We start from the raw sequence: 25700 nt of genomic DNA on the forward strand, positions 1-25700 counted from the left end.
CCGGACCTCCGTCCGACCTCACTTCCGCGCGCAACAGAAGGGCACGGCACTCACGATGGCACCGAAGACAAAGGCGGCCGGTGACGGCAGCGGTCTGACGGAGATGTCCTGGGATCCGATCACCCGGATCGTGGGCAGCCTCGGTATCCACACGAAGATCGACTTCAAGCAGAAGCGGGTGGCGGAGTGCTACAGCACCTCCTCCGTCTTCCGCGGCTACAGCGTCTTCATGCGGGGCAAGGACCCGCGCGACGCGCACTTCATCACCAGCCGGATCTGCGGTATCTGCGGTGACAACCACGCCACGTGCTCCGTCTACACGCAGAACATGGCCTACGGGGTGAAGCCCCCGCACCTGGGGGAGTGGATCATCAACCTCGGCGAGTCCGCCGAGTACATGTTCGACCACAACATCTTCCAGGAGAACCTGGTCGGGGTCGACTACTGCGAAAAAATGGTCCGCGAGACCAACCCCGGCGTCTGGGAACTCGCCCAGCGCACCGAGGCCCCGCACGCGGCCGAGCACGGCTACCGCACCATCGCCGACATCATGAGCTCCCTCAACCCCCTCGAAGGCGAGTTCTACCGCGAGGCGCTGCAGGTCAGCCGCTACACCCGGGAGATGTTCTGCCTCATGGAGGGCCGCCATGTGCACCCCTCCACGCTCTACCCGGGCGGCGTCGGCACCATCGCCAGCGTCCAGCTCTTCACCGACTACCTCAGCCGGCTGATGCGCTACGTCGAGTTCATGAAGCGCGTCGTCCCGCTCCACGACGACCTGTTCGACTTCTTCTACGAGGCGCTGCCCGGATACGAGGAGGTCGGCCGGCGACGGGTGCTGCTGGGCTGCTGGGGGGCGCTCAACGACCCCGACCACTGCGACTTCACCTATCGCAACATGACGGACTGGGGGCGGAAGATGTTCGTCACCCCCGGCATCATCGTCGACGGCAAGCTGGTCACCAACGACCTCACCGAGATCAACCTCGGCATCCGGATCCTGCTGGGCAGCTCCTACTACCAGGACTGGGCAGGCCAGGAGCTGTTCGTCACCCACGACCCGCTCGGCAACCCCGTCGACCCGCGCCACCCGTGGAACCAGCACACCATCCCCGCGCCGCAGAAGCGCGACTTCAACGACAAGTACAGCTGGGTGATGTCCCCGCGCTGGTTCGACGGCAAGGAGCATCTGGCGCTGGACACCGGCGGCGGCCCGATCGCCCGGCTGTGGTCCACCGCGCTGTCCGGGCTCGTCGACACCCCGTACGTCAAGGCCACCGGCCACAGCGTCACCATCGACCTGCCGCGCAGCATGACCAGGCCCGAGGCCCGCTTCGAGTGGAAGATCCCGAAGTGGAGCAACGCGCTGGAGCGGAACCGCGCCCGCACCTACTTCCAGGCGTACACGGCGGCCATGGCCCTGCACTTCGCCGAGCAGGGGCTCGAAGAGGTCCGGGCCGGACGCACCCAGACCTGGGAGAAGTTCGAGGTGCCCGACGAGTCCATCGGCTGCGGCTTCACCGAGGCGGTACGCGGTGTGCTCTCGCACCACATGGTCATCCGGGACGGGAAGATCGCCAACTACCACCCGTACCCGCCCACCCCGTGGAACGCCAGCACCCGCGACACCTACGGCACCCCGGGACCGTACGAGGACGCCGTGCAGAATACCCCGATCTTCGAGGAGAACTCCCCGGAGAATTTCAAGGGCATCGACATCATGCGCGCGGTGCGCAGCTTCGACCCGTGTCTGCCCTGTGGCGTCCACATGTACGTCGGAGGCGGCAAGTCCGTCCAGAAGATGCATGTGCCCACCGGCCTGAGCGGACTGGGCGGATGACCGCCCGGGCCACCGCGGCGCCGGCCGCCGCACCCGGAGCGGGCGCTCCCCAGGGCACCGCGTCCAGGGACGCCGTGCCGAACGCCGAGGCGACCGGACGGCGCGTCGAAGAGGTGCTGGAGCACCTCGCCGGGCGCGACCGCGAGGCGAGCGCCGCCGCCGAGGAGCTGGTCCGGCTGCTGATGGACTTCTACGGCGCGGGACTCGCCCGGATCATGCACCTGGTGAGCAGCGGCACGGAAGACGGCGGCCCCCGGCCGGCGCTGCTGAGCGACGAGCTGGTGACCAGCCTGCTCGTGCTGCACGACCTGCACCCCGAGGACACCACGGCACGCATCGGCCGCGCGCTCGACAGCGTCCGCCGTCAACACCCCGCGGATGTCGTGGAGTTCGATGCGGAGAGCGGGGAGCTGCGGCTGCGCGCCGGTGACGGCGGAGGCTGCGGCTGCCCGAGCACGAACCAGCAGGCCCGACAGGCCGTCGAGGCCACCGTGTCCTGCTTCGCGCCCGAGGTGACCTCGGTGCGGTGGGAGGTGCCCGGGGACCGGGCCGAACCGGCGCTGCTGCAGATCTCGCGTCGTCCGCCGACCGCCGACACCGCCCCGTGAGCGGCCGGCAGGCGGCGTCCCCGCGGCTCGGACCGGCGGCCGCCCACCGCGGCCTGCGCCGCTTCCGCGCACCGGTACCGCCCACCCCCGAACGCTGCGAACTGTGCGGTGTCGTACTGGCCGAGCACAACCACCGCCACCTGGTGAACACCGAACGCCGCGCGCTGGCCTGTGCCTGCACCGCCTGCGCACTCCTCTTCGACCGGCCCGGTGCCGGCGGCGGACAGTTCCAGACCGTCCCCGACCGCTATCTCGTCGACCCCGGCCACACCCTCGACGACGCGTCCTGGAACCTCCTCCAGATCCCCGTCGGCGTCGTCTTCTTCCTGCGCCATAGCGACCCCGACCGGCTGGTCGCGCTCTACCCCAGCCCGGCCGGTGCCACCGAGAGCGAACTCGACGCCTCGACCTGGCAGAGCGTGCTCGCCGCCAGCCGGCTGACCGGCCTCCTCCGGCCCGATGTGGAGGCGCTGCTGCTGCGCCGTTCCGAGGGCCGGATCGACTGCTATCTGGTGCCCGTCGACATCTGCTACGAACTCGTCGGCCGGATGCGCCTGTTGTGGCAGGGCTTCGACGGCGGGGCCGAAGCGCGCACCGCGCTCGGCGACTTCTTCGCCAAGGTCGCCCGCAGGGCCCGGGAGCCGAAGGGGGACGACCGGACGTGACCGATCTGTCCTTCGAGTGCACCGGTGTCCGCGCCGACCGCTACGCCGCCGCCCCCACCCTGCTCTTCCGGCTGCGGATCACCGCCGCCGGAGGGGCCCGGGTGCACGCCCTCGCGCTGCGCTGCCAGCTCCGCATCGAACCGGCCCGGCGCGGCTACCACCCCGACGAGGCCGAAGCGCTGAGCGATCTCTTCGGTGAACGCTCCCGCTGGGGCAGCACCCTGCAGCCCCTGCAGTTCGCCCAGATCTCCCTGGTCGTCCCCGGCTTCACCGGCGAGACCGAGGTGGACCTCCCGGTCCCGTGCGGCTACGACCTGGAGGTGGCGGCCGGCCGCTACTTCCGTGCGCTGCGCGACGGCGAGGTCCCGCTGCTGGTGCTGTTCTCCGGCACGGTGTTCGCCGGCAACGGAGGTTTCCACGTCGAGCCGGTGCCCTGGAACAAGGAAGCGTCCGTGCGGATGCCGGTGGCCGTCTGGCAGGAGATGACCGACACGCACTTCCCCGGCTGCGGCTGGCTCCGGCTGCCGCGCGAAACCCTCGACGCGCTGCTCGCCTACCGCTCGCGGCACGCCCTGCCCTCCTGGCAGGCGACCGTCGAGTCGCTGCTGGCCACCGCGGAGGACACCGAACCGCCCGCACCGCGCGCCCGGCGCTTCCCCGGCGCCGCCGCGCGCCCCGCCGCCGTCCACCCCGCCAGCGAAAGGACCGCACCGTGACGACCAGCGTCCTGCCCGACGAGACGGCGGACCGCTTCGCCACCGCCCGCCAGGTGGCGGACGCGGTGCTGTTCGAGGGCTATGTGCTCTACCCGTACCGCGCCTCCGCCGCCAAGAACAAACTCCGCTGGCAGTTCGGCGTGCTCGTACCGCCACACTGGGGCGCCCGGAGCGCGGAACACTCCCTCCAGCGCACCGAATGCCTCATGGAGCCCAGGTCCGGGGCCCGGCTCTCGGCCGAGCTGCGATTCCTGCACGCCCAGCGGCGCTCCGTCCAACGCCTGTGCCCGGACGGCGAGTTCGAGACCGTAGCGGAACTCGAACTGCCCGACCGGGTACTGGTCCCCTGGGACGAGGGCGTCGAGGAGCGCGTCCCGCTCGATGCCGAGATCTCCCGGCTGACCGGCGAGGGCGTCACCGTCCCGTTCACCCGGCCCGCGGGGGAGGAGACCGAGCCGGTGCACGACGCGGACGGCCGCCTCGTCGGCAGGCTGGTGCGCCGCCGCGCGGAGCTCCGGGGCCGCGTACGGCTGACCGCGAGCGAACTCGACGGCCCCTACGCGGCGCTGCGGCTGACCGCGACCGTCGAGAACACCAGCGGCTGGCAGCCGGAGGACACCGACGCCGACCGTGACGCGGCGCTGCCGCACTCGCTGGTCGGCGCCCATCTCTTCCTCGGCCTGAGCGCGGGCTCGTTCGTGTCCATGACCGACCCGCCGGAGTGGGCCGCGGGCGCCGTCGCGGCCTGCCGCAACGAGCACGTCTGGCCCGTGCTGGCCGGAGACTCGGGTTGCGCCGATGTGGTCCTGTCCTCCCCGATCATCCTGGAGGACCACCCGGCCATCGCCCCCGAGAGCCCCGGCGCGCTCTACGACGCCCTGGAGATCGACGAAATCCTCGCCCTGCGCACCGCGGCCCTCACCGACCAGGAGAAGCGAGAGGCCCGCGGCACCGACCCCCGCGCCGCCGAGGTCATCGAGCTCGCCGACACCATGCCGCCCGAGGTGCTGGAACGCCTGCACGGCGCCGTACGGGCGCTGCGCGAGGTCACCGGGCCCGGCCCGGCCGCCCCCGACGACCTGACGCCCGACGTGCCGGGCCTGCGCCCGGACACCCCCTGGTGGGACCCGGAGAGCGACCGCAGCGTCGACCCCGTACGCGACCGGATCACGGTCGACGGGCACGCGGTCGGCGCGGGCAGCCGGGTGCTGCTGCGGCCCGGACTCCGTCGCACCGACGCCCAGGACCTCTTCCTCCAGGGCCGCACCGCCCATGTCGAGGCCGTGTTGCACGACGTCGACGGAGGGGTGCACCTCGCGGTGACCGTCGAGGGTGACCCGGGCGTCGACATCCGGCGCGAGCAGGGCCGGTTCCTGTACTTCCAACCCGACGAAATCGCCCCCCTGGAGGACGCGTGAACGCCGAAGCGCCGGTCGCCGGACCGCCCGCCAAGACCCTGATCGCCGGCGTCGGCAACATCTTCCTCGGCGACGACGGATTCGGTGTCGAGGTCGTACGACGGCTGGGCGAGCACCGGCTGCGGGACGGGGCCGAGGTCGTCGACATCGGCGTACGCGGCGTGCACCTGGCCTATCAGATGCTGGACGGCTACCACACGGTGCTGCTGGTGGACGCCTGCGCGCGCGGCGGCGAACCCGGCACCGTCCACCTCCTCGACGCCACCGCTCCGGCCGGCGCCCGTCCCCAGGACACCGCGCTCGACGGTCACCACATGACCCCCGACACCGTGCTCGCGCTCCTCGACACACTCAGCGCGGGCACCGACGGCCGGCGCCCGGAGCGCGTTCTGGTCGTCGGCTGTGAACCCGCCGATGTCAGCGAGGGCATCGGGCTCAGCGAACCGGTCGACGCCGCGGTCGACGAGGCCGTGGGGCTGATCCTGCGGCTGGTCGGCACGGCGGAGCCGGCACCAACCGCCGACGCACCGCACACCAGCGATGAGAGGAACACGACACCATGCTGAAACTCGCCCTGGGCGGGGTGCTCGCCGCCACGCTCGCCGTTGTCCTCAAGGCCGTACTGCCCGACGTCAAGCGCTATTTGCGCATCCGGGCCATGTGACGGGTGGCGCTGCACCGAACGGTGTACGCCACCGCACCACCCCGGCGAGGCACCGCAGCCGCCCTGGGGGCCCGCCGTCTAATGAACCCGGGCGGCACCCGGTCGTGCCCGCACCAGAGAGGGACCGATGCACGAGATGTCCATCGCGCTCGCGGTCGTGGACCAGGTCGAGAACGCTGATCGGCCCACCGGGGCCACCACCGTCAACAGCGTCCGGCTGCAGGTCGGCGAACTGGCCGGGGTGGTCCCGGACGCGCTGGCCTTCTCCTTCGAACTCGCCTGCGCGGGAACGGTGCTGGAGGGGGCCGAGCTCATCACCGAACCCGTCCCCGCCCGCGCCCGCTGCGGCCCCTGCGCGGACACCTGGCCGGTGGGCATGCCGCCCCGGCTCAGCTGTCCCGGATGCGGCGGGGCGACGACCGAGCTGCTGTCCGGCCGGGAACTGCAGATCATCCGTGTGTGCTGGAACGACACCCCGGCACCCGCCCCGATTCCTGAGGAGCGCTGAACCATGTGCCGTGTCGTCGACCTGCAACAGGCGGTCCTTGCCAAGAACGACGCCTGCGCCCACACCCTGCGCGAGGACCTGGCCGCCCGTGGCACCGCGGTCGTCAACCTGCTCTCCAGTCCCGGCAGCGGCAAGACCGCCCTCCTGGAACGGGAACTCACCCTCGCCCGCAGCCGGGGCATCCCGGTCGCGGCGCTCACCGCCGACCTCGCCACCGAGAACGACGCCGTACGGCTGGCCCGCTCCGGCGTACCCGTCAAACAGGTGCTGACCGACGGGCTCTGCCACCTCGAAGCCGAAATGCTGGGCGGCCACCTGCACGGCTGGCTGCCCGCCGACACCCGGCTGCTGTTCATCGAGAACGTCGGCAACCTGGTCTGCCCGGCCTCCTACGACCTGGGGGAGACGCTGCGCATCGTGCTGGCGTCGGTGACCGAGGGCGAGGACAAACCGCTGAAGTACCCCACCGCCTTCGGGCTCGCCCATCTGGTCGTGGTCACCAAGACCGATATCGCCGAGGCGGTCTCCTTCGACGAGGCGGAGTTCCGCGCCAACGTCGAACGCATCAACCCCGGCGTCGAGGTCGTGCTCACCTCGGCGCGCCGGGGCGAAGGGGACGGAGTCCTGGTCGACCGGGCGCTGGCCGCGCGCGACGGGGCGCCGGTGCACATCCCGGTCATGACCCGGAAGTCCCATCACGTCCATGGCGCCGGGGACGGCCAGCCGCGCGACGAGTGCCACCTCTCCGGCGGGTCTCACACCCACGGCACGGACCACGCCCACCACAGTCACCACGGGGACCACACCCACGGCGCGGACCACGGCCACCACCGCGAGCACGCCCACGCACCGCGGGCCCAGGACGGCGGCCGACCGCACACCACCGACCCCGACCCCGACACCGTGGCATCAGGCCGCTGATGACCACCGGGCAGGCCGAGGCGCGCGCCGCGACGGCCCCCGAGGCCGCCGCCGGACGCCGCAGGATCACCGTGCGCGGCGTCGTCCAGGGCGTCGGCTTCCGCCCGTTCGTCCACACCCTCGCCACGGAACTCGGCCTGACGGGCCATGTGATCAACACCGGCGAGGGCGTGGTCACCGAGGTCGAGGGGGCCGCCGCCGCGCTCGCCTCGTTCGGCCGGCGGATCAGCACCGATGCGCCACCGCTGGCCGTGGTCGAGGCCGTCGACACCGAGGACGTCGCGGTGACCGGCGACACCGGATTCCACATCCTCCCCTCCCGCACCGACGGCCTCTCCCGCACCCTGGTCTCCCCGGACGCCGCCACCTGCGAGGCCTGCCTCGCCGAGCTGACCGACCCGGCCGACCGCCGCCACCGGCACCCCTTCCTCACCTGCACCCACTGCGGGCCGCGCTTCACCATCGTCACCGGGGTCCCCTACGACCGTGCGCTGACGACCATGGACCGCTTCCCGATGTGCCCCCGCTGCGCACGGGAGTACGCGGACCCCGCCGACCGGCGCTTCCACGCCCAGCCCCTCTCCTGCCACGACTGCGGCCCCCGGCTGCGCCTGCTGACCGCGGACCCGGCCGACCGCACCCGCCGGCCGCGCCCGGCGCCCGGTCCCGACCCGGTCGCCGACGCCCGCCGGCTGCTCGCCGCCGGCGCGATCGTGGCGGTCAAGGGCCTGGGCGGCTACCACCTCGTCTGCGACGCCTCCGACGACACCGCCGTCGCCCTGCTGCGCCGCCGGAAGGCCCGCGGCGACAAGCCCTTCGCCCTGATGGCCCGTCGTGTCGACGACGTCACCCACCTGGTCCGGGTCCGGGACGAGGAGCGGGCCCTGCTCACCGGGCCCGTACGCCCCATCGTCCTGCTGCGCCGCCGCCATGACCCCGCACCGGCCCCGGACGCGCCGGTGCTGTCCGACGCCGTCGCCCCCGGCAGCCCCGACCTGGGCGTCATGCTGCCGTACACCCCGCTGCACCACCTGCTGCTCGGCCTGCCCGGCGACCCTCATCCCCTCCCGGCCCCGCCCGAGCGGGGAGACCCCCACGGGCCCCGGCTGCTCGTCATGACCAGCGGCAACGTCGCCGGCGAACCGATCGTCACGGACGACGACGAAGCCGTACGGCGCCTTGCGCCCCTGGCCGACGCCTGGCTCACCCACGACCGGCCGATCCGTATCCCGTGCGACGACTCCGTGGTCCGCATCAGCGACGGGGAGCCGCTGTTCCTCCGCCGCTCGCGCGGGTACGCCCCGCTGCCCGTCCGGCTCCCGGTACCGGTCCGGCCCGCACTCGCCACCGGCGGCGACCTCAAGAACGTGCTCTGCGTCGCCGAGGGGGACCGCGCCTGGCTGTCCGCGCACATCGGCGACATGGACGACCTGGCCACCCAGCTCGCGTTCGAGGAGGCCGAAGCGCATCTGGAGACGGTCACCGGGGTGCGCCCGCAGGTGCTCGCCACCGACCGGCACCCCGGCTACCGCTCCGGGCAGTGGGCACAGCGCCACACCGAAGGACGGCCGCTGGTCCGCGTCCAGCACCACCACGCCCATATCGCCGCCGCCATGGCCGAACACGGCCTCCCCGACGGCCACCCCGTCATCGGCGTCGCCTTCGACGGCACCGGCTACGGCGACGACCACGCCGTCTGGGGCGGCGAGATCCTGCTCGCCGACTACGACGGCTACCGGCGCTTCGGGCAGCTCGCCTACGTCCCGCTGCCCGGCGGGGACACCACCGTACGGCGCCCCTACCGCATGGCCCTGGCCCATCTGCGCGCCGCCGGCCTCGACTGGGCCGCGGACCTGCCCCCGGTGGCCGCCTGCCCGCCGCAGGAGCGGCAGTTGCTGGCCCGTCAGCTGGAGCGCCACCTCAACTGTGTGCCCACCTCCAGCATGGGCCGCCTCTTCGACGCCGTCTCCTCACTGGCCGGGATCTGCCACCACGCCGGCTTCGAGGCCCAGGCCGCGGTCGCTCTCGAAGCCGCGGCCCTGACCGCGGGCGAGGACCACGGGCCCGGCTATGCGTTCGTACTGCGTGCCGCCCCCCTGGGCACGACGGGTGCCGACACCGTCGCCGACCCGGCGCCGGTGCTCGCCGCCGTCGTCGCTGACCTGCGCGCGGGCACCGCCCCGGCACTGATCGCGGCCCGCTTCCACACCGCGGTCGCCGACCTCGTCCGCCGGGGCTGCGTACTGGCCCGGGAGCGCGCGGGCCTGACGACCGTGGCACTGACCGGCGGCGTCTTCGCCAACACCCTGCTGGCCGAGGCCGCCGCCCGCCTCCTGCGGCAGGACGGCTTCACCGTCCTGCGCCACCGCCGCGTCCCGCCCAACGACGGCGGACTGGCGCTCGGCCAGATCGTCGTGGCGGCGCGCATCGCAGGAGCCGCCGCGCGCTGAGCGGCGCCACGGCGCGGCAGACGCAACGTATCCACGACGAGGAGAGGCCCATGTGCCTGGCGGTACCCGGCAAGGTATTGGACATCGAGGAACGGGACGGCACCCGGATGGCCACCGTCGACTTCGGCGGTGTGGTCAAGGAGGTGTGCCTGGAGTACGTCCCCGACCTGCAGGTCGGCGAGTACGCCATCGTCCACGTCGGCTTCGCGCTGCAGCGGCTGGACGAGGAGTCGGCCCGCAAGACCCTGGCCCTGTTCGAGGAACTGGGCCTGCTGCAAGAGGAGTTCGGCGATCCCTGGGAGGCGGCGGCCGCGCCACCGGAATGGGAGGAGAGGGGCCCCGGGGCCGCCACTGGAGCGGGCGCCGGAGCGGGCGCCGCACCCGCGGCCGCGGTGGGCGACGGAGTGCAGGAGGCGGGCCGGTGAAGTACCTCGACGAGTTCCAGAACCCCGATCTCGCCCGCCGGCTGCTCGACGACATCCGGTCCACGGTGACCCGGCCCTGGGCCCTGATGGAGGTCTGCGGCGGGCAGACCCACACCATCATCCGCCACGGGATCGACCAACTGCTGCCCGAACAGGTCGAGTTGATCCACGGTCCGGGCTGTCCGGTCTGTGTGACACCCCTGGAGGTCATCGACAAGGCCCTGGAGATCGCCGCCCGGCCCGACGTGATCTTCTGTTCCTTCGGCGACATGCTCCGTGTCCCCGGCAGCGACCGGGACCTGTTCCAGGTGCGCAGCCGGGGCGGCGACGTACGGGTCGTCTACTCCCCACTCGACGCGTTGAAGATCGCCCAGCAGAACCCGCACCGCGAGGTGGTGTTCTTCGGCATCGGCTTCGAAACCACCGCACCGCCCAATGCCATGACGGTGTATCAGGCCCGTAAGCTCGGCATCCCCAACTTCAGCCTGCTGGTCTCGCACGTCCGGGTGCCGCCCGCGATCGAGGCCATCATGACGGCGCCCGGCTGCCGGGTCCAGGCGTTCCTCGCCGCAGGGCACGTGTGCAGTGTGATGGGGATGGGGGAGTACCCCGAGCTGGCCGCACGCCACCGGGTGCCGATCGTGGTCACCGGCTTCGAGCCCCTGGACATCCTGGAGGGCATCCGCCGCACCGTCCGCCAACTGGAGCGCGGCGAACACACCGTGGACAACGCCTACCCCCGCGCCGTACGCGGCGAGGGCAACCCGGCGGCCCGGGCCATGCTCGCGGATGTCTTCGAGGTCACCGACCGTTCCTGGCGCGGCATCGGCACCATCCCCGCCAGCGGCTGGCGGCTGTCGGAGCGCTACCGCGACTACGACGCCGAGTACCGCTTCTCCGTCGACGGCATCACCACCAGGGAACCCGCCGCCTGCCGCAGCGGGGAAGTCCTCCAGGGGTTCATCAAGCCGCACGAGTGCGAGGCCTTCGGGACGCTCTGCACCCCGCGCACCCCGCTCGGCGCCACCATGGTCTCCAGCGAGGGCGCCTGCGCCGCCTACTACCTCTACCGCCGACTCGGCACCACGCCCACCCCCCAGGAGGCGAGCCCCGTTGTCTGACACCCTCCACCCCATCCCCGACGGTTCCATCCCCGACGGTTCCATCCCCGACGGTTCCATCCCCGGCGGTTCCACCCCCGGCGGTCCCACCCCGGCCGACCGCGGTCTGCCCACCGTCGACATCTCCGGCTGGACCTGTCCCGCCCCGCTCCGCGACCAGCCCCGCGTCGTCATGGGACACGGCGGGGGCGGCGCGCTGTCCGCGGAGCTCGTCCAGCAGATCTTCGCCCCCGCCTTCGGCGGCGAAATCCTCGCCCAGCTCGGCGACTCCGCCGCGGTGTCCCTCGGCGGCGTGCGCCTCGCGTTCTCCACCGACTCCTATGTCGTGCGGCCGCTCTTCTTCCCCGGCGGCTGCATCGGCGACCTCGCCGTCAACGGCACGGTCAACGACCTCGCCATGAGCGGGGCCAAGGCCGCCTACCTCTCCTGTGGCTTCATCCTGGAGGAGGGCGTGGAGATGCCGGTGGTGGCCGGTGTCGCCGACGCCATGGGGGCGGCCGCGCGGGCCGCCGGAGTCGAGGTGGCCACCGGCGACACCAAGGTCGTCGAGGCGGGCCACGGCGACGGCGTCTACCTCAACACCGCCGGCATCGGGCTGATCCCGGCGGGCGTCGACCTGCGCCCGCAGCGGGTCACCCCCGGCGATGTGGTGATCGTCAGCGGCGACATCGGCCTGCACGGTGTGGCGATCATGAGCGTCCGGGAGGGCCTGGAGTTCGGCGTCGAGATCGAGAGCGACTGCGCGGCCCTCGGCGGCCTCGTCGAGACGATGCTCGCCGTCACCCCCGATCTGCACGTACTGCGCGACCCCACCCGCGGCGGGCTGGCCGCCGCGCTGTGCGAGATCGCCACCGCCTCCTGCACCGGCATCGTCATCCAGGAACGCGCCGTCCCGGTCCCGCCGGCCGTCGCCAACGCCTGTGCGATCCTCGGCCTGGACCCGATGTACGTCGCCAACGAGGGCAAGCTGGTGGCCTTCGTGCCCCGCGAGCACGCCGACGCCGTGCTGGACGCCATGCGCGCGCACCCCCTGGGGGCCGGCGCCGCGATCATCGGCGAGGCCGTCGCCACCCACCCCGGCATGGTGGTGGCCGGTACCCCGCTGGGCGGCACCCGGGTGGTCGACCTGCCGCTGGGGGAGCAACTGCCGCGGATCTGCTGAGTGGGTCCCGGCGTACGACCGAGGGCGGCACCGGTACCGGTGCCGCCCTCGGCGTGTGTGTCCCTCGTGCTCAGGTCATCCTGCTCAGGTCTTCTTCAGCAGCCCGGAACCGAACCAGTCGTCGGCGTCCCGTACCCCGGGCAGGATGAAGAAGTAGCCGCCGCCGAGCGGGGTGATGAATTTGGCCAGCGGCTCGTGCCGCAGCCGCCGCTGGACGGTCGCGAACTGCCGCTCCGGGTTCTGCTGGTAGCCGCAGAAGACCAGTCCCAGGTCCATCCGTCCGGACTGGTCGAAGCCCTGGTCGTAGTTGTAACTCCGACGCAGGAAGCGGGACCTGTCGGTCTTCTCGGTGCGCGGGTTGGCCAGCCGGATGTGCGAGTCGAGCGGGATCTTTTCGCCGTGCGGGTCGTCGCGGTACCTCGGCGGGTCGTTCTCCTGCTTGCCGTCCAGGGGCGCACCGCTCGCCTTGCGCCGGCCGAAGATCTGCTCCTGCCGGGCCACCGGCACCTTGTCCCACTTCTCGATGTGGAAGCGGATCAGACGCAGCACCTGATAGCTGCCGCCCAGCGCCCAGTCCGGCTCCCCGCAGGGCGGGGTCACCCACATCAGCCGGTTCATCTCCCGGGACGAGCCGGTGTCCGGATTGACGATCCCGTCCTTGAAGCCGATGAAGGTACGCGGCGAGCCCGAGGGCCGCGACGGGTTGAGGAAGGCGTCCGCGCGCCAGCGGGGCCGCAGCAGGCCGTGGGTCTCCCGGGCCAGATCGCGCAGCACATGGACGATGGCGTCCGGATGCTGGGCGCAGATCTGCAGCGACAGGTCACCGTGGCAGCGCGCCGGCTCCAGCCGGTCGTCGGGGAACGCCGGCATGGCCTTGAGGTGCCGGGGCTTGTGGCCGGAGAGCCCGAACCGGTCGTCGAACAGGGAGGCGCCGACGCCGAGCGTGATGGTGAGTGAGTCGGGGGTGGGCCGCTCCGCGGCGACCTGCTCGTCCAGCGGCTTCACCCCGTCCGTCAGCATCCGGCAGCGCGTGGTGAGCTTCTGGAACAGACCGGTCAGGGCTTCGCGGCTCTCGGCCATCACATCGAAGCCGACGAACCCGGCGAAGAGCTGCTGGGGAGTCACGATGCCGGCCTGATGCCGGCCGATGAAGGGCACCTTGTCGGGCAGCCCCCCGTTCTCGCGGAGCCCGTGCGCGGAACGGTCCGCAGCAGCGGCGGCGGCCGCCTGACCGCCGAGCCCCGTCGCGGCCGCCACCCCCGCGATCCCCGCCGCGCACTTGAGAAAGCCCCGGCGTCCGTCGTCGCTCGCAGGGGCGCGTTCGTCCCCGGCCTGATCACATCTCATCGTCCCGCCCATCCTGACTACTGAGTCGTCCGGAAGCCGCGTGCCTGGCACCAACCTGTGCGCGATGCTCGTCGCCCACGACGCGACGGCCGGGACCAACACGGCACCGCCGCCGGATATCACGCCCTGGCCACGGGCCGGTCGTCCGAATGGCGCAGCACACGCGCTCCCCGCGCGACAGGGCCCCGGAGCGCTTCTAGCGTCGGCCCTGTGACCTGCCCGGACACGGCACAGCGCAACGCCGTGGCCACCGGTCACCTACCGCGCTCCACCACCGATCCGACGGACCCCACATGAGCACATCCACCGACGCGAGCACAGTCATCGGCGAGGCCAGACCCGCCGGTGACGGCACCTCCACCGAGGCGGGCGAGGCCCTCGACGCAGCCGCCGTCACCGACGAGGGCACGGCCGTCGTCACGGACACGGTCACGGGCGAGCTCCCACCCGTCGCTGCGGACACCCGCGCCGAGGAGCGCGGGGCCGCCGAGGAGCACGGTGCCACCGACGCGAGCCCGGCGGCCGGGGACGCTCCGGCCGCGGGCGGGGCCACGGCCGTCGATGACGCCGCGCCGGCCGACGAGGCGGTGCCGCCCGATGACCCGCCCGCATCCTGGCTGCGTATCGAGCGGGGCCATGCCGAGCCCGAGGAGATCGCGGCGATCAGCGTCGTGCTGTGCGCGCAACTCGCCGGTCTGCGCGCCCTCGCCGAGCCCGGCCACACCGAGGAGCCGTCCGCCGCCCGGCGGCCGCACGCCCGGCACACCGCATGCTGGTCGGGCTGCTGGAGCTGCGGCTGAACCTCGGGCGGGCCGCACCTCCGGCGCGATTCCCGCCCGGCCGCCGGCCTCGTCCGTCACGTCCGCCGTTACCTCGGGTGGCCGGCCCGGCCGGTGCCCGGGATGCAGCGGGCGGAGAGGAACGCCGCGAGGAGGAAGCCCGCGGCGCCGATGCCCATCGAGGTGTGCAGGCCCGGCACGAGACCGGTGGCCACCAGCGTGCCGAAGAGCGCGACGCCGAGGGCGCTGCCGATCTGCCGTGCGGCGTTGAACACGGCGGCCGCGGCACCGCTGCGCTCGCCCGGCGCGGCCTCCATCACGGCCGCCGTGGAGGCCGGCATGGTCAGCGCGGTGCCGAAGCCGGCGCAGGCCATGGGCGCCACCAGCGCGAGATACGGCGTGCCGGGGCCGGCCACCAGCCAGCCGGCCAGCCCGGCCGCGCCCACCAGCAGGCCCGCCACCATGGGCAGCCGCGGCCCGGTGCGGGCCGTGATCCGTCCGGCCAGCGCGGAGCCGGCGGCCACCACACCGACCGCGGGCAGCAGCGCGCACCCGGTGTGCAGGGCGCTGTAGTGGTGGACCCTCTGGAAGTACAGCGGGGCGAGGAACAGCAGCCCGTAGAAACCGGTGTTGAGCAGCACGCCGATGACCGCCGAGGCCGAGAAGGCGCGGGCGCGGAAGAGCGTGAGCGGCAGCATCGGCGCGGGTGAGCGCCGCTCCAGCAGCAGGAAGGCGACGAGTCCGACGAGGCACCCGGCGAAGGCGCCGAGGACGGCCGGATGGGTCCAGCCCAGCGCCCCGGCCTCGATGCATCCGGTGACCAGGCCGGCCAGGCACACCGCCGCGGCGCTCTGGGCCGGGAGGTCCAGGCCCCGGTGGCCGCGGCCGGCAGGGGAGCGGGGGACGTGACGGGAGGTGAGGAACAGCGCGGCGAGGCCGACGGGGAGATTGAGGAAGAACACCGCCCGCCAGCCGAGCCCGGCGACCAGGACGCCGCCCAGGACGGGACCGGCCCCGGCGGCGAGCCCCGCGACGGTCCCCCAGATGCCGAACGCGCGGGCCCGCGCCGCCCGGCCGGGGTACGCGGTCCGCAGCAGGGCCAGCGAGGCCGGCACCATCAGCGCCGCGCCCAGCCCCTGCACCAGCCGGGCCAGGACCAGCACGGTGGCGGTGGGCGCCAGCGCGCACCCGGCGGAGGCGAGGGTGAACACCACCAGGCCGCTCAGGAAGACGGCCTTGCCGCCCAGCCGGTCGCCGAGTCCGCCGCAGAAGAGCAGCAGTCCGGCGAACACCAGGGTGTAGCCGTCCACCACCCATTGGAGGCCGGTCACCCCGGTGTGCAGGGCGGTGCCGACCGCCGGGAGAGCGACCGTGACGACGGTGACGTCCAGGATGACCATGAAGTACCCCAGGCACACGGCGACGAGCGGCAGCGGCGTGAGCCGGTCCGCGGTCCGTGGTGCCGTGGTGGGTGCGCAGAGCGTGGGCATACGGCCAGTGTTCTGCCGGATCCGTACGGCAGACGCCGAAATGTTCTCGCGCTCAGGAGGCACCCTGCGGGGCCGGCCGGAGAGGGAGGACGTTTCGTCCTCTGCCGAAGCGTGAGCGGCGTACGGTCGGGGACATGGATGCCCCGGCCGAGACCGATGTGGCCCATGTCGCGGCGGCGATCGGTGACCCCTCCCGCGCCAGGGTGCTGCTGGCCCTCGCCGGAGGCGGCGCGCTGCCGGCCAGCGCCCTCGCCGCCGAGGCCGGGGTCAGCAACTCCACCATCAGCGGCCATCTGGCCAAGCTGCTCGACGCACGGCTGCTGACCGTCGAGCTCGACGGCCGCCACCGCTACTACCGGCTCGCCACCACGGACGTCGCCCGCGCCCTCGAACAGCTCGCCCTGATCGCCCGCCCCCTGCCGGTGCGGTCCCTGAACGCCGACACCCGCGCCAAGGCCTTGTGGCGTGCACGTCTCTGCTACGACCACCTGGCGGGGCGGCTCGGCGTCGCGGTGATGAGCGCCCTCCAGGAGCGGGACATCCTCGCCGCGGAGCGGACGGTGCGGAGCGGAGGTGCCACGGGCCCCGGCGCGGGTGCCACGGGCCCTGGCGCGAGCGCCAGGGCCCCGGAGCCGGGTGCCGCCGCCACGGACGTCGGCTACGTCCTCACTCCGCACGGCCGCCGAGAGCTGACCGCCTTCGGCGTCGAGACGGACCGCCTCCCCCGCCGCCGGGCGGCCGTCCGCTACTGCGTCGACTGGGCCGAGCAGCGCCACCACCTGGCCGGCGCACTCGGCGCCGCGCTCACCGCCCGGCTGTTCGCCCTGGAATGGCTCCGCCACGGGGCGTACCGCCGCGTCGTCCGTCTCACCGACGCCGGGCGGGACGGCCTGGCGACGACCTTCGGCGTCCCGGCCGACCGGATCGGGTGAGGCCGCCCGCCGCGGGACGTCCGTGACGGAACGGGGCGCACCCTCCGGTATCCCCTGACTGCGCTGCGTGCTCGGCCGATGCGCTGTGTGCAGGAAGTGTCCGCTGGTGGAACGGAAGATTCCTCTTCGGCGATCGTCGAGTAGGGTCCGGCGAGCCGGAACAGTGAATCAAGGAGGCCGTTTCCGTGACGGAGCGTCAGGTATCAGCCGGGGGCGAGGGCGCCGGCGCGCCGGAAGTGCAGGCGCAGGAGCGCCGATTGCGCCGTGACCTGGGCTTCTGGGGGCTGACGGGTATCGGTTTCTCCAATATCGTCGGTTCCGGCTGGCTGTTCGCCGCCATGTACGCGGCACAGACGGCCGGACCCGCGGCGCTGCTCTCCTGGGTGGGGGCCGGGCTGCTGTGCGGCCTGGTCGCTCTGGTCATGATCGAACTCGGCGCCAGCCGTCCGGAGGGCGGCGGCACGGTCCGCTGGCCGCTGTTCGCCAGCGGCCGGCTCGTCGGCACCCTCATCGGCTGGTCGACGATGCTGTCGGTGGGCGGTACCGCCGCCGAGATCAGCGCCATCATGCAGTACGCCGCGCACTACCTCCCGGGCATCTACAACGGCCAGACCCTCACCCTGGCCGGCCTGGCCCTGGCCGCCGGACTCAGCGTGGTGCTGACGGTGCTGAACTGGTTCGCGGTGCGGCTGTTCGCCCAGCTCAACAACCTGATCTCGGTGTTCAAGATCGCCGTCCCGGTGATCACCGTGGTGGCGCTGATCGCCTCCGGCTGGCACTCCGGCCGGCTCACGGACCACGGCGGCTTCGCGCCGTACGGCTATGTCGCCTGCCTGACCGCGCTGGCCGGCGGCGGCATCGTCTACTCCGTCAACGGCTTCCAGGCGCCACTGGACTTCTCGGGCGAGACCCGCAACCCCCGCCGGACCATCCCCGCCGCGGTCCTCACCGGCATCGGCCTCGCCGTCGCCATGTACCTGGCGCTGCAGCTGGCGTTCCTCTTCACCGTCCCCGAGCATCTGCTCGGCCACGGCTGGCAGGGGGTTTCCTTCGACTCGCCGTTCGGCCAGCTCGCGCTGATCCTCAACCTGCACTGGCTGGCCGGCCTGCTCTACGCGGACGCGGTGATCTCGCCCGGCGGGTCGGCCTACGTCGGCGTGGCGATCGACGCGCGGCACACCTACGCGCTCGCCAAGAACGGCACCATCCCCCGGTACTTCATGAAGGTCAACGAGCGGTTCGGCATCCCGCGCCGGGCCCTGGCGATCAACCTCCTGGTCATCGTGATCTTCCTGCTGCCGTTCGGCGGCTGGCAGGACATCGTGAGCGTCATGGGCGATATGTACCTGCTGATCTATGCCGCCTCCGCGGTCGCGGTCGCGGTGTTCCGCGCCGAGCCGGGCGGACACACCGCCGGCTGGGTCCCCGGGCTGCGCTGGATCGCCCCGCTCAGCTTCGTGGTGGCCAGCGAGTTCGTCTATTGGTCGGGCTGGGACGACCTGCGCCTCGCCCTGCCCCTCGTCCTCGGCGGCCTGCTGATCTTCCTGGCCATGCGCCGCCCCGGCGTGCGCGTCGAGGACGACGGCGCCGGACCGAGCCGTCCGCTCGGCGCCGAACTCCGCACCGGTGCCTGGCTGGTGGTCTACCTCGTCGCCCTGACCGTGGTCTCCGGGCTGGGCACGTTCGGGGGCTCCGGCCGGCTGCCGGCACCGTACGACACGATCACCGTGGCCGTCCTGGCGCTGGCGGTCTTCTTCTGGGCCGTACGGTCCGGCGTCCGGCATCTGGTGGCGGCCCGCCCGGCGGACGCCTGAGTCCGGCCGTGGGACGCGGCGGCGGGCCGGACGACCCGGCGGTCCCGATCGTCCGGGTGGCCGCCCGCCGCCCGCCCCGGTCACCCGGTCCCTGGCCCCGGCGCACGGCCCCCGGCCGTCAAGCGGAAGTCCCCCCGCGGAAATAAGATGAACCGGGAGAGGCGGGCTCCACCGGAGCCCCATCAGGCCAGGTCAGGCGGCCACCGCGGACTGCCGTACGGAGCACGCTCCCTGGCGGGCACACCGAGGCACCTGGGAGCGGCCCATGCTGCGGCGTCGTCCCCCGCGGTCGGCGAGCGCCGACGACCTGCTGAGCACGCTCGGGCGGCTGACCGCCCAGGCACGGGAGGGCGCCGAGAAGCAGCGGGCGCGCGTGGAGCTGGCCGAGGCACTGCAGCGCGAGATGCTGCCGGCCGCGCTGCCGGGGGTACCGGGGCTGCGCGCCGCCGCCACCTACGTACCCGCCCGGCACGGACTGGACATCGGGGGCGACTGGTACGACGGTTTCCGTCTGTCCGACGGGTCGCTCGCCTTCTGCATCGGTGATGTGCAGGGGCACGACGTCGAGGCGGCCGCCTTCATGGGACAGATCCGCTTCGGGCTGCGGGCCGTCGCCGGCCATGCCGCCGACCCGGGCGAGGTGCTGAGCCGGGCCAACGACCTGCTGGTCTCGGTCGACTGCGGACTCTTCGCGACCTGCACCTTCGTCCGCTTCGACCCGGCCTCCCGGGAGCTGTGCAGCGCCCGGGCCGGTCATGTACCGGCTGTCTGGGCCACCACCGACGGCCGCTGTGGCCTCGCCGACGACCCCGGGGGCCTGCCGCTGGGCGTCATGCCGGGCGAGCACTACCCGGTGTCCCGTCACCGGTTCGCCGCCGCGGGGGCGTTCGTGCTGCTCACCGACGGCGTGGTCGAGGGCCCCTCCTTTCCGATAGAGGCGGGGCTGGCGCAGGTGACCCGCCTGGTCAGCGCCCATGCCGACGGCGATCCGGCCACGGTGGCCGATGCGGCGATCAGCGTGGCCGAGTTCACCGGGCACACCGATGACTCGGCGGTGCTCGTCCTGCGCTTCGATGCGGCCCCGCCCGGAGCCGGGTGAAGCGCGGCCCCGGGCATGCGTGTCGCGGCCGGTGCCCGGCCCCCGGCGTTGTCTGATGGCTGATGTGGTGCGCACCGAGGAACTCCGCCGTCTTGCACCAGCAGCCCTGACGATCCTCGGCCTGGCCGGCGTCTACTACGCGTCCGCCCGGATCGGCCTGCTGGAGCAGGTGGTCATCTCGGGTGCCGTGGTCACGCCGCTGTGGCCGCCGACGGGCATCTCCCTGAGCTGTCTGCTCCTCCTGGGCCTGCGGACCTGGCCGGGTATCGCCCTCGGCACCCTCGCGGTCGTCGCCACGATCAATCCGCTCGATGTCTCGGTCCTCGGGATCATGGCGGGCAACACCCTGGCCCCGGTGTGCGCCTACTGGATGCTCCACCGGGTGGGCTTTCGCACCGCACTCGACCGGCTGCGCGACGGGGTGGCGCTGGTCGCCCTCGGCGCCTTCGCCGGGATGCTGATCAGCGCGACGCTGGGCACCGGGATGCTCTCCCTCAAAGGCGCCCTGCCGGACGGTGGCTTCTGGCGGACCTGGGCGGCCTGGTGGGCGGGCGACGCGATGGGCGTTCTCGTCATCACCCCGCTCGTCCTCGTCTGCCGCACGATCCGGTGGCCCCGCGGCGTCCCCGGATACCGGTGGGCGGAGGCGGCGGCCCTGCTGGTCGCCACGGTCGCGGTCGCGGTCATCGCGACCCGCAGCGAGCTGTCGTTGCTCTTCCTGGTCTTCCCGGTGATCGTCTGGGCCGCGCTGCGCTTCCAGCTGGCGGGTGCCGCGCCCTGCGTGCTGCTGGTGTCGGTGCCGGCCATCAGGGCGGCAACGGCCCGGACCGGACCGTTCGAGAGCCAGAGCCTGCTGGAGGCGATGGTCAATCTGCAGGCCCTCAACGCGTCCGCGGCGCTCACCGCGCTGCTGCTGTCGGCGATCGTCACCGAGCAGAACACCATCCGCCGCAAGATCGAGCAGGCCTGCGGCGAACTGGCCGACGTGGTGGACCGGCTGGCGCCGGGGGAGAGCCGGCGCCGCTGGCCGCCGGACCGGTGACCCCACCCTGACCCGGCAGCCGGTGGCCACCGCCGTGCCGCCCGCCCCCGGCGGCAACCGCGCCGTCAGCCCGGCAGCAGCTGCCCCAGGTCGTACCCCACCGGCTCCTCCAGCTGGGCGTAGGTGCAGCTCTGCGGCGTACGGTCGGGACGCCAGTGCCGGAACTGGGCGGTGTGCCGGAACCTGCTGCCCTCCATGTGGTCGTAGCCGACCTCGCACACCCGCTCCGGGCGCAGCGGCACCCACGACAGATCCTTGCCACCGCTCCAGCGGCTGGGCCCGCCGGGCATCCGCCGGGAGGCATGCGCCGCCTCGTCGGTCCACGCGCCCCAGGGATGCCCCGAGACCTCGTCCATCAGCAGCGGCGCCAGCTCCTCGACCAGCGCCCGCCGCCTGGCCATGGGGAACGAGGCGCACACCCCGACGTGCTGCAACTGCCCTTCGCCGTCGTACAGGCCCAGCAGCAGGGAACCGACCACCGGACCGCTCTTGTGCAGCCGGTAGCCGGCGACCACACAGTCGGCGGTCCGGGCATGCTTGATCTTGAACATGGCACGGTCGCCGGGCCGGTACGGCAGATCGAGCGGCTTGGCGATCACCCCGTCCAGCCCGGCCCCCTCGAACTGGGTGAACCAGCGGCGCGCCAGCTCCTGATCCCTGGTCGCGGGCGCGGTGTACACCGGCGCCCCGGCCGGGCGCAGCGCCTCGGCCAGGGCCTCCCGGCGCGCCGACTGCGGCTCGTGCAGCAGCGCCTCGGAGCCGAGCGCCAGCAGGTCGAAGGCCACCAGCGAGGCGGGCGTCCGCCCGGCGAGCGTGCGGACCCGGGAGTCGGCCGGGTGGATGCGCTCCAGCAGCTCCTCGAAGTGCAGCCGGCCGTCATGGGCGATGACGATCTCGCCGTCGACGACGCAGCGCGGCGGCAGCTCGGCCCGTGCCGCGTCCACCACTTCGGGGAAGTAGCGGGTGAGCGACTTCGTCGTACGGCTGGCGATCTCGACGTCCTCGCCGTCCCGGAAGACGATGACGCGGAAGCCGTCCCACTTGGCCTCGTAGAGCATGCCGGCGGGGATGTCGGCCACCGGCTTCGCGAGCATGGGGGAGACCGGGGGCATGACGGGCAGGTCCATGGTCTTGATCCTGAGGCCCGGCGCCGTATCCCGCGCGCCGGGACGGCCGCTGCGCGGGAAGCCGGCCGCCGCCTCGCCCGGCGCGCGGCGGCGGCGCCCGGAACCTAGCGTGGAGTCATGGCCGGAGCCGGAGCTGTCGAACTCGACGTCGCGGGGCGCACCGTGCGCGTGACCCACCCCGACAAGACGTATTACCCGGAGCGCGGATTCACCAAGCTGGACGTGGCGCAGTACTACCTCGCCGTCGCCGACGGGGTGCTGCGGGGGCTGCGCGACCGGCCCACCACCATGCAGCGCTTCCCCGACGGCGTCGAGGGTGAGTTCTTCTACCAGAAGCGGGCGCCCAAGGGGATGCCGGACTGGCTGCCCACCGCCCGTATCACCTTCCCCAGCGGCCGCTTCGCCGACGAGATGTGCCCCACGGAGCCCGCGGCGGTCCTCTGGGCGGCCAATCTGGGGTGTCTGACGTTCCATCCGTGGCCCGTCCGGCGCGGTGACACCGAGCACCCCGACGAACTGCGCATCGACCTCGACCCGCAGCCCGGCACCGACTTCGCGGACGCCGCCCGGGTGGCCCATCTCCTGCGCGAGCTGCTGGCGGAGCACGGACTGCGCGGCTGGCCCAAGGCGTCCGGCGGCCGCGGGGTGCACGTCTACGTCCCGATCCGCCCCCGCTGGACCTTCACCGAGGTCAGACGGGCCGCGATCACCCTGGCCCGGGCGCTGGAGCGCCGGATGCCGGATCTGGTGACCTCGGCATGGTGGAAGGAGGAGCGCGGCGCGAAGGTCTTCGTCGACTACAACCAGATGGCCCGGGACCGGACCATCGCCTCCGCCTACTCGCTGCGCGCCCGGCCCCGGGCGACCGTCTCCACCCCGCTGCGCTGGGACGAGCTGTCCGACGCCGCGCCCGAGGACTTCGATCTGCGGACGGTCCCCCCGCGGTTCGCCGAACTCGGTGATGTACACGCGGACATGGCGGACCACGCCTTCGGCCTGGAGTCCGTTCTGGAACTCGCGGACCGTCAGGCGGCGGACGAAGGGCTGGGGGACATGCCGTATCCGCCCGACCATCCGAAGATGCCGGGGGAGCCGTCCCGGGTCCAGCCGAGCCGCGCCCGAAAGAACTGACGCGGTGTGCCGCGCTGAAGCCGTGCGCCGCACCAACTGACGCCGTGTGCCAAGAAAGCTGACGCCGTACGCCGCGAGGGCTGCCGCCGTGCGCCGCGAGGGCTGGCGGAGGGAGCGCACCGTGCGGCCGGACCCGTCGGCCACACGGGGGCGATTGGCGACGGCGCCACCGACGAGGCGGCGCTCGCCGTTCCCCGGCTCCGACCAGGGCTTTCACCAGCCTGCTTTGCCGATCCATTACCACTGTCGGAGCAATTCTTGGGGCCGTTGGAGTGGCTGTCCGTCGTGTCTGCGGGGTTTGCGGCGGGGCGCGGTACTCATCAAATGTCAGATTTCCTGCCAAACAGGAGAACGCAATGCGCAAGTTCATAGGCCGCTCCGTGGCCGCCGCGGCCCTTGCCGCCGCTACCGTAGTCCCGCTCGCCGGCATAGCTTCGGCCACCCCGCAGGCGCCGGCCTCATCGTCCAAGGGCGACCACCACGGTCGTCACCACCACGGCCGTCACCACCACAGGCACCACTGCCACCACCACGGCGGCTTCGACCGATTCGGCTTCGGCGGCCTCGGTGGCCTCGGCGGCTTCGGTGGCCTCGGCGGTTTCGGTGGCCTCGGCGGCTTCGGCGGCTACAACAGCTTCGGCGGCTTCGGCGGCTGCGGCTACGGCAACTACGGCTACGGCTACGGCTTCGGGGGCTTCCCCTTCGGGCTGCTGGGCATCCTCTGACCGGCAGTAGCACTGACAGGCCGCCGCAGCCCCCGGCTGCGGCGGCTCGTCGCGGTCAGCCCGCGGTGCCGGCCTCCTGCTCGGCCCGCCGTCGCAGCTCCTTCTTGTCGGGCTTCCCGGCATCGGTCAGCGGCAGCGCCTCGACGAAGGTGACGTGCGCCGGTTCGTACATCGCCCCGCGCTCCGCGCAGACCATCTCGCGCAGCTGCTGCGCATCGACGCTGCTGCCGGGCGCCCGCACCACCGTCGCGTGCACCCGCTCCATGCGGTCGGCGTCGCGGACGCCGAACACGGCACTCTGCAGTACCTGCGGGTGCGAGTTCAGCAGGTCCTCCAGCTCCGTGGTGTACACATGGCCGCCGACCACGACGATCATGTCCTTGATCCGGTCGACGATCGTCAAGTACCCCTCGTCGTCGAGGAATCCGATGTCCCCGGTGTGCAGCCAGCCGTCCCGCAGGACCTCGGCGGTCAGCTCGGGCTGCTTCCAGTACCCCTTCATGATCATGTCGGAGCGGACGCAGATCTCGCCGTGTTCACCGGTCGGCAGATCGCGGCCCGATTCGTCGCGGACCGCCACCTCGACATCGGGCAGCACCTTCCCCGCCGACCGCAGCCGCTCGGGGCGCTGCGGGTCGTGGTCCTCCTGGGTGAGCACGCTGATGCCGCCGGCCTCGTTCTGCCCGTAGCCCTGCATCAGTACCGGGCCGAACGCCTTTACCGCGTCGGCTATCCGGGCCGGGGACGCCTGGCAGCCGCCGTAGGTCAGCATCCGCAGGCTGGAGGTGTCGGTGTGCCGGGCGTCCGGGTGGTCCATCAGCTGGTAGAGCATCGGCGGCATCAGGAAGACATCGGTGATGCGCTCGCGTTCGATGGCGGCGAGCGCGGCGCTCGGGTCGAAGTCGTCGAGCAGCACGACCGCGCCCCCCGCGTGCAGCGTGCTGTCGGCCATCAGGCCCGCCGCGTGCGCGAGGGTGGAGCACACCAGCTGACGTCGCTCGGTCTCCGGCTGCTGGAGCACCCCGTGGAACCAGCGTGCCTGCTCGAAGGTGGTGCAGATGCCCTTCGGGTGGCCGGTGGTGCCGCCGGTGTGGCGGATGGTGCAGACGTCGTCGGGCTTGGCCCGGCTCGCGAACGGCTCGTCGGACTGACCGGCCGCCAGTTCCAACAGGTCCGTGCCCACCTTGGCGGGGCCGAGGACGAGCACCTCCGGAACCGGCGCCAACGCGGTGACCTCGGCGGCCCGTTCGGCATAGCGCGGGTCGACGATCAGGGCGCGGGTCTCGACATCGCGGACGATGGCGGCCTGGGACTCGGCGGACAGCTTGTTGTAGAGGTAGTTGACCCGGGCGCCGACCAGGTTGGCGGCGTAACGGACTGCGATGATCTCCGGGAGGTTGCCGCTCAGGAGCGTGACGGTCGCACCGCGGCCGACGCCCCGGGCGCACAGTGCCCGTGCCATGCGGTGGACCAGTGAGCGGAACTCGCCTGCGGTGACGCGGCGGCCTTCGTGTACCAGGACTTCGCGCCCCGGGTCGGCGCTAAGGACATCGAGGTTCTCCTCTACATAGGTACGGAATGTGCGGGCGGTGGTGGACATGATGTGAGGCTTCCTCCTGACGCCGGCGGGCGCAGTCGGCTACGCCGGATGTGACGTACACAGATTTGGTTGCTACAGGCAACCAAATCTCAGGATAGTCGCTGCAGATCAACATC

General features: G+C 72.7%; 24 protein-coding genes. 20 read left to right on the forward strand and 4 right to left on the reverse strand.

Annotation, left to right across the window (positions count from 1 at the left end):
• Nucleotides 1-55: 55 nt before the first annotated feature.
• From D9V36_RS39080 to hypE, 13 genes are all read left to right on the forward strand, one after another.
• Nucleotides 56-1840 (forward strand): nickel-dependent hydrogenase large subunit, encoded by a 1785-nt coding sequence (locus D9V36_RS39080; RefSeq protein WP_129297928.1) that lies wholly within the window; start codon nt 56-58, stop codon nt 1838-1840.
• Complete coding sequence (locus D9V36_RS39085) at nt 1837-2448, forward strand: hypothetical protein (RefSeq protein ID WP_206739789.1); 612 nt, start codon at nt 1837-1839, stop codon at nt 2446-2448. Before D9V36_RS39080 ends, D9V36_RS39085 begins: the two co-directional genes overlap by 4 nt.
• Complete coding sequence (locus D9V36_RS39090) at nt 2445-3113, forward strand: DUF5947 family protein (RefSeq protein ID WP_129297929.1); 669 nt, start codon at nt 2445-2447, stop codon at nt 3111-3113. Before D9V36_RS39085 ends, D9V36_RS39090 begins: the two co-directional genes overlap by 4 nt.
• Nucleotides 3110-3829 (forward strand): DUF6084 family protein, encoded by a 720-nt coding sequence (locus D9V36_RS39095; protein WP_129297930.1) that lies wholly within the window; start codon nt 3110-3112, stop codon nt 3827-3829. Before D9V36_RS39090 ends, D9V36_RS39095 begins: the two co-directional genes overlap by 4 nt.
• Entirely contained in the window at nt 3826-5247 is a 1422-nt protein-coding gene (locus D9V36_RS39100; RefSeq protein WP_129297931.1) for a hypothetical protein, read from the forward strand. Before D9V36_RS39095 ends, D9V36_RS39100 begins: the two co-directional genes overlap by 4 nt.
• Entirely contained in the window at nt 5244-5813 is a 570-nt protein-coding gene (locus tag D9V36_RS39105; protein ID WP_129297932.1) for a hydrogenase maturation protease, read from the forward strand. The genes D9V36_RS39100 and D9V36_RS39105 overlap by 4 nt, the downstream gene beginning before the upstream one ends.
• Nucleotides 5807-5911 carry a DUF6893 family small protein gene (locus D9V36_RS43190; protein ID WP_381647572.1) on the forward strand — a complete coding sequence of 35 codons (105 nt, stop codon included), beginning with the start codon at nt 5807-5809 and terminating at the stop codon, nt 5909-5911. Before D9V36_RS39105 ends, D9V36_RS43190 begins: the two co-directional genes overlap by 7 nt.
• A gap of 127 nt (nt 5912-6038) precedes the next feature.
• Nucleotides 6039-6419 (forward strand): hydrogenase maturation nickel metallochaperone HypA, encoded by a 381-nt coding sequence (locus D9V36_RS39110; protein WP_129297933.1) that lies wholly within the window; start codon nt 6039-6041, stop codon nt 6417-6419.
• Between the two features lie 3 nt (nt 6420-6422).
• Nucleotides 6423-7340 (forward strand): hydrogenase nickel incorporation protein HypB, encoded by a 918-nt coding sequence (gene hypB, locus D9V36_RS39115; protein ID WP_129297934.1) that lies wholly within the window; start codon nt 6423-6425, stop codon nt 7338-7340.
• Nucleotides 7340-9790 (forward strand): carbamoyltransferase HypF, encoded by a 2451-nt coding sequence (gene hypF, locus D9V36_RS39120; RefSeq protein WP_129297935.1) that lies wholly within the window; start codon nt 7340-7342, stop codon nt 9788-9790. The genes hypB and hypF overlap by 1 nt, the downstream gene beginning before the upstream one ends.
• A gap of 50 nt (nt 9791-9840) precedes the next feature.
• Nucleotides 9841-10215, forward strand: a complete 375-nt coding sequence (locus D9V36_RS39125) for a HypC/HybG/HupF family hydrogenase formation chaperone (RefSeq protein ID WP_129297936.1) — start codon at nt 9841-9843, stop codon at nt 10213-10215.
• Complete coding sequence (gene hypD, locus D9V36_RS39130; protein WP_129297937.1) at nt 10212-11336, forward strand: hydrogenase formation protein HypD; 1125 nt, start codon at nt 10212-10214, stop codon at nt 11334-11336. The genes D9V36_RS39125 and hypD overlap by 4 nt, the downstream gene beginning before the upstream one ends.
• Nucleotides 11337-11442: 106 nt before the next feature.
• Nucleotides 11443-12498 (forward strand): hydrogenase expression/formation protein HypE, encoded by a 1056-nt coding sequence (gene hypE / locus D9V36_RS39135; RefSeq protein WP_129299000.1) that lies wholly within the window; start codon nt 11443-11445, stop codon nt 12496-12498.
• Between the two features lie 84 nt (nt 12499-12582).
• On the opposite strand, the gene efeB is transcribed toward hypE, so the two are convergent.
• Entirely contained in the window at nt 12583-13845 is a 1263-nt protein-coding gene (efeB, locus tag D9V36_RS39140; RefSeq protein ID WP_129297938.1) for an iron uptake transporter deferrochelatase/peroxidase subunit, read from the reverse strand.
• Nucleotides 13846-14138: 293 nt separating this feature from the next.
• On the opposite strand from efeB, the gene D9V36_RS42755 reads away from it, so the two are divergent.
• Nucleotides 14139-14645, forward strand: coding sequence for an acyl-CoA carboxylase epsilon subunit (locus D9V36_RS42755; protein WP_164993119.1), 507 nt, complete (start codon nt 14139-14141; stop codon nt 14643-14645).
• A gap of 68 nt (nt 14646-14713) precedes the next feature.
• Here the strand turns inward: D9V36_RS42755 and D9V36_RS39150 are convergent, their stop codons facing one another.
• Nucleotides 14714-16114 (reverse strand): MFS transporter, encoded by a 1401-nt coding sequence (locus tag D9V36_RS39150; protein ID WP_129297939.1) that lies wholly within the window; start codon nt 16112-16114, stop codon nt 14714-14716.
• 134 nt (nt 16115-16248) lie between these two features.
• Here D9V36_RS39150 and D9V36_RS39155 point away from each other — a divergent pair, with 134 nt between their 5' ends.
• The 4 genes from D9V36_RS39155 to D9V36_RS39170 all read left to right on the forward strand — a co-directional run bounded on the left by D9V36_RS39155 (nt 16249) and on the right by D9V36_RS39170 (nt 21001).
• Nucleotides 16249-17046 (forward strand): ArsR/SmtB family transcription factor, encoded by a 798-nt coding sequence (locus tag D9V36_RS39155; protein WP_129297940.1) that lies wholly within the window; start codon nt 16249-16251, stop codon nt 17044-17046.
• 185 nt (nt 17047-17231) lie between these two features.
• The gene (locus D9V36_RS39160; protein WP_431357736.1) at nt 17232-18860 is read left to right on the forward strand and encodes an APC family permease; all 1629 of its coding nucleotides are present in this window, start codon (nt 17232-17234) and stop codon (nt 18858-18860) included.
• A 265-nt stretch (nt 18861-19125) separates the two neighbouring features.
• The gene (locus D9V36_RS39165; RefSeq protein ID WP_129297941.1) at nt 19126-19959 is read left to right on the forward strand and encodes a PP2C family protein-serine/threonine phosphatase; all 834 of its coding nucleotides are present in this window, start codon (nt 19126-19128) and stop codon (nt 19957-19959) included.
• A gap of 64 nt (nt 19960-20023) precedes the next feature.
• Nucleotides 20024-21001, forward strand: a complete 978-nt coding sequence (locus tag D9V36_RS39170; protein ID WP_129299003.1) for an MASE1 domain-containing protein — start codon at nt 20024-20026, stop codon at nt 20999-21001.
• Nucleotides 21002-21066: 65 nt separating this feature from the next.
• Here the strand turns inward: D9V36_RS39170 and D9V36_RS39175 are convergent, their stop codons facing one another.
• Nucleotides 21067-22128 carry an ATP-dependent DNA ligase gene (locus tag D9V36_RS39175; RefSeq protein ID WP_129297942.1) on the reverse strand — a complete coding sequence of 354 codons (1062 nt, stop codon included), beginning with the start codon at nt 22126-22128 and terminating at the stop codon, nt 21067-21069.
• A 117-nt stretch (nt 22129-22245) separates the two neighbouring features.
• On the opposite strand from D9V36_RS39175, the gene ligD reads away from it, so the two are divergent.
• Nucleotides 22246-23259 (forward strand): non-homologous end-joining DNA ligase, encoded by a 1014-nt coding sequence (gene ligD, locus D9V36_RS39180; protein WP_129297943.1) that lies wholly within the window; start codon nt 22246-22248, stop codon nt 23257-23259.
• A 356-nt stretch (nt 23260-23615) separates the two neighbouring features.
• Nucleotides 23616-23984, forward strand: a complete 369-nt coding sequence (locus tag D9V36_RS41580; RefSeq protein WP_206739886.1) for a hypothetical protein — start codon at nt 23616-23618, stop codon at nt 23982-23984.
• Between the two features lie 55 nt (nt 23985-24039).
• Here D9V36_RS41580 and D9V36_RS39190 read toward each other — a convergent pair whose 3' ends face one another.
• The gene (locus D9V36_RS39190) at nt 24040-25584 is read right to left on the reverse strand and encodes an AMP-binding protein (protein WP_129297944.1); all 1545 of its coding nucleotides are present in this window, start codon (nt 25582-25584) and stop codon (nt 24040-24042) included.
• Between the last annotated feature and the right edge of the window lie 116 nt (nt 25585-25700).

The sequence above is a fragment of the Streptomyces lydicus genome, assembly GCF_004125265.1.
GTDB lineage: Bacteria > Actinomycetota > Actinomycetes > Streptomycetales > Streptomycetaceae > Streptomyces > Streptomyces lydicus_C.

Bases quoted from the DNA above. Each gene is read 5' to 3' on its own strand.
- D9V36_RS42755 (WP_164993119.1), top strand. From the start codon at position 14,139: ATGAGCACATCCACCGACGCGAGCACAGTCATCGGCGAGGCCAGACCC.
- hypB (WP_129297934.1), top strand. From the start codon at position 6,423: ATGTGCCGTGTCGTCGACCTGCAACAGGCGGTCCTTGCCAAGAACGAC.
- D9V36_RS39150 (WP_129297939.1), bottom strand. From the start codon at position 16,114: ATGCCCACGCTCTGCGCACCCACCACGGCACCACGGACCGCGGACCGG.
- D9V36_RS39080 (WP_129297928.1), top strand. From the start codon at position 56: ATGGCACCGAAGACAAAGGCGGCCGGTGACGGCAGCGGTCTGACGGAG.
- hypF (WP_129297935.1), top strand. From the start codon at position 7,340: ATGACCACCGGGCAGGCCGAGGCGCGCGCCGCGACGGCCCCCGAGGCC.
- efeB (WP_129297938.1), bottom strand. From the start codon at position 13,845: ATGAGATGTGATCAGGCCGGGGACGAACGCGCCCCTGCGAGCGACGAC.
- D9V36_RS43190 (WP_381647572.1), top strand. From the start codon at position 5,807: ATGCTGAAACTCGCCCTGGGCGGGGTGCTCGCCGCCACGCTCGCCGTT.
- D9V36_RS39085 (WP_206739789.1), top strand. From the start codon at position 1,837: ATGACCGCCCGGGCCACCGCGGCGCCGGCCGCCGCACCCGGAGCGGGC.
- D9V36_RS39165 (WP_129297941.1), top strand. From the start codon at position 19,126: ATGCTGCGGCGTCGTCCCCCGCGGTCGGCGAGCGCCGACGACCTGCTG.
- D9V36_RS39190 (WP_129297944.1), bottom strand. From the start codon at position 25,584: ATGTCCACCACCGCCCGCACATTCCGTACCTATGTAGAGGAGAACCTC.
- ligD (WP_129297943.1), top strand. From the start codon at position 22,246: ATGGCCGGAGCCGGAGCTGTCGAACTCGACGTCGCGGGGCGCACCGTG.
- D9V36_RS39125 (WP_129297936.1), top strand. From the start codon at position 9,841: ATGTGCCTGGCGGTACCCGGCAAGGTATTGGACATCGAGGAACGGGAC.
- D9V36_RS39110 (WP_129297933.1), top strand. From the start codon at position 6,039: ATGCACGAGATGTCCATCGCGCTCGCGGTCGTGGACCAGGTCGAGAAC.
- D9V36_RS39175 (WP_129297942.1), bottom strand. From the start codon at position 22,128: ATGGACCTGCCCGTCATGCCCCCGGTCTCCCCCATGCTCGCGAAGCCG.
- D9V36_RS39155 (WP_129297940.1), top strand. From the start codon at position 16,249: ATGGATGCCCCGGCCGAGACCGATGTGGCCCATGTCGCGGCGGCGATC.
- D9V36_RS41580 (WP_206739886.1), top strand. From the start codon at position 23,616: ATGCGCAAGTTCATAGGCCGCTCCGTGGCCGCCGCGGCCCTTGCCGCC.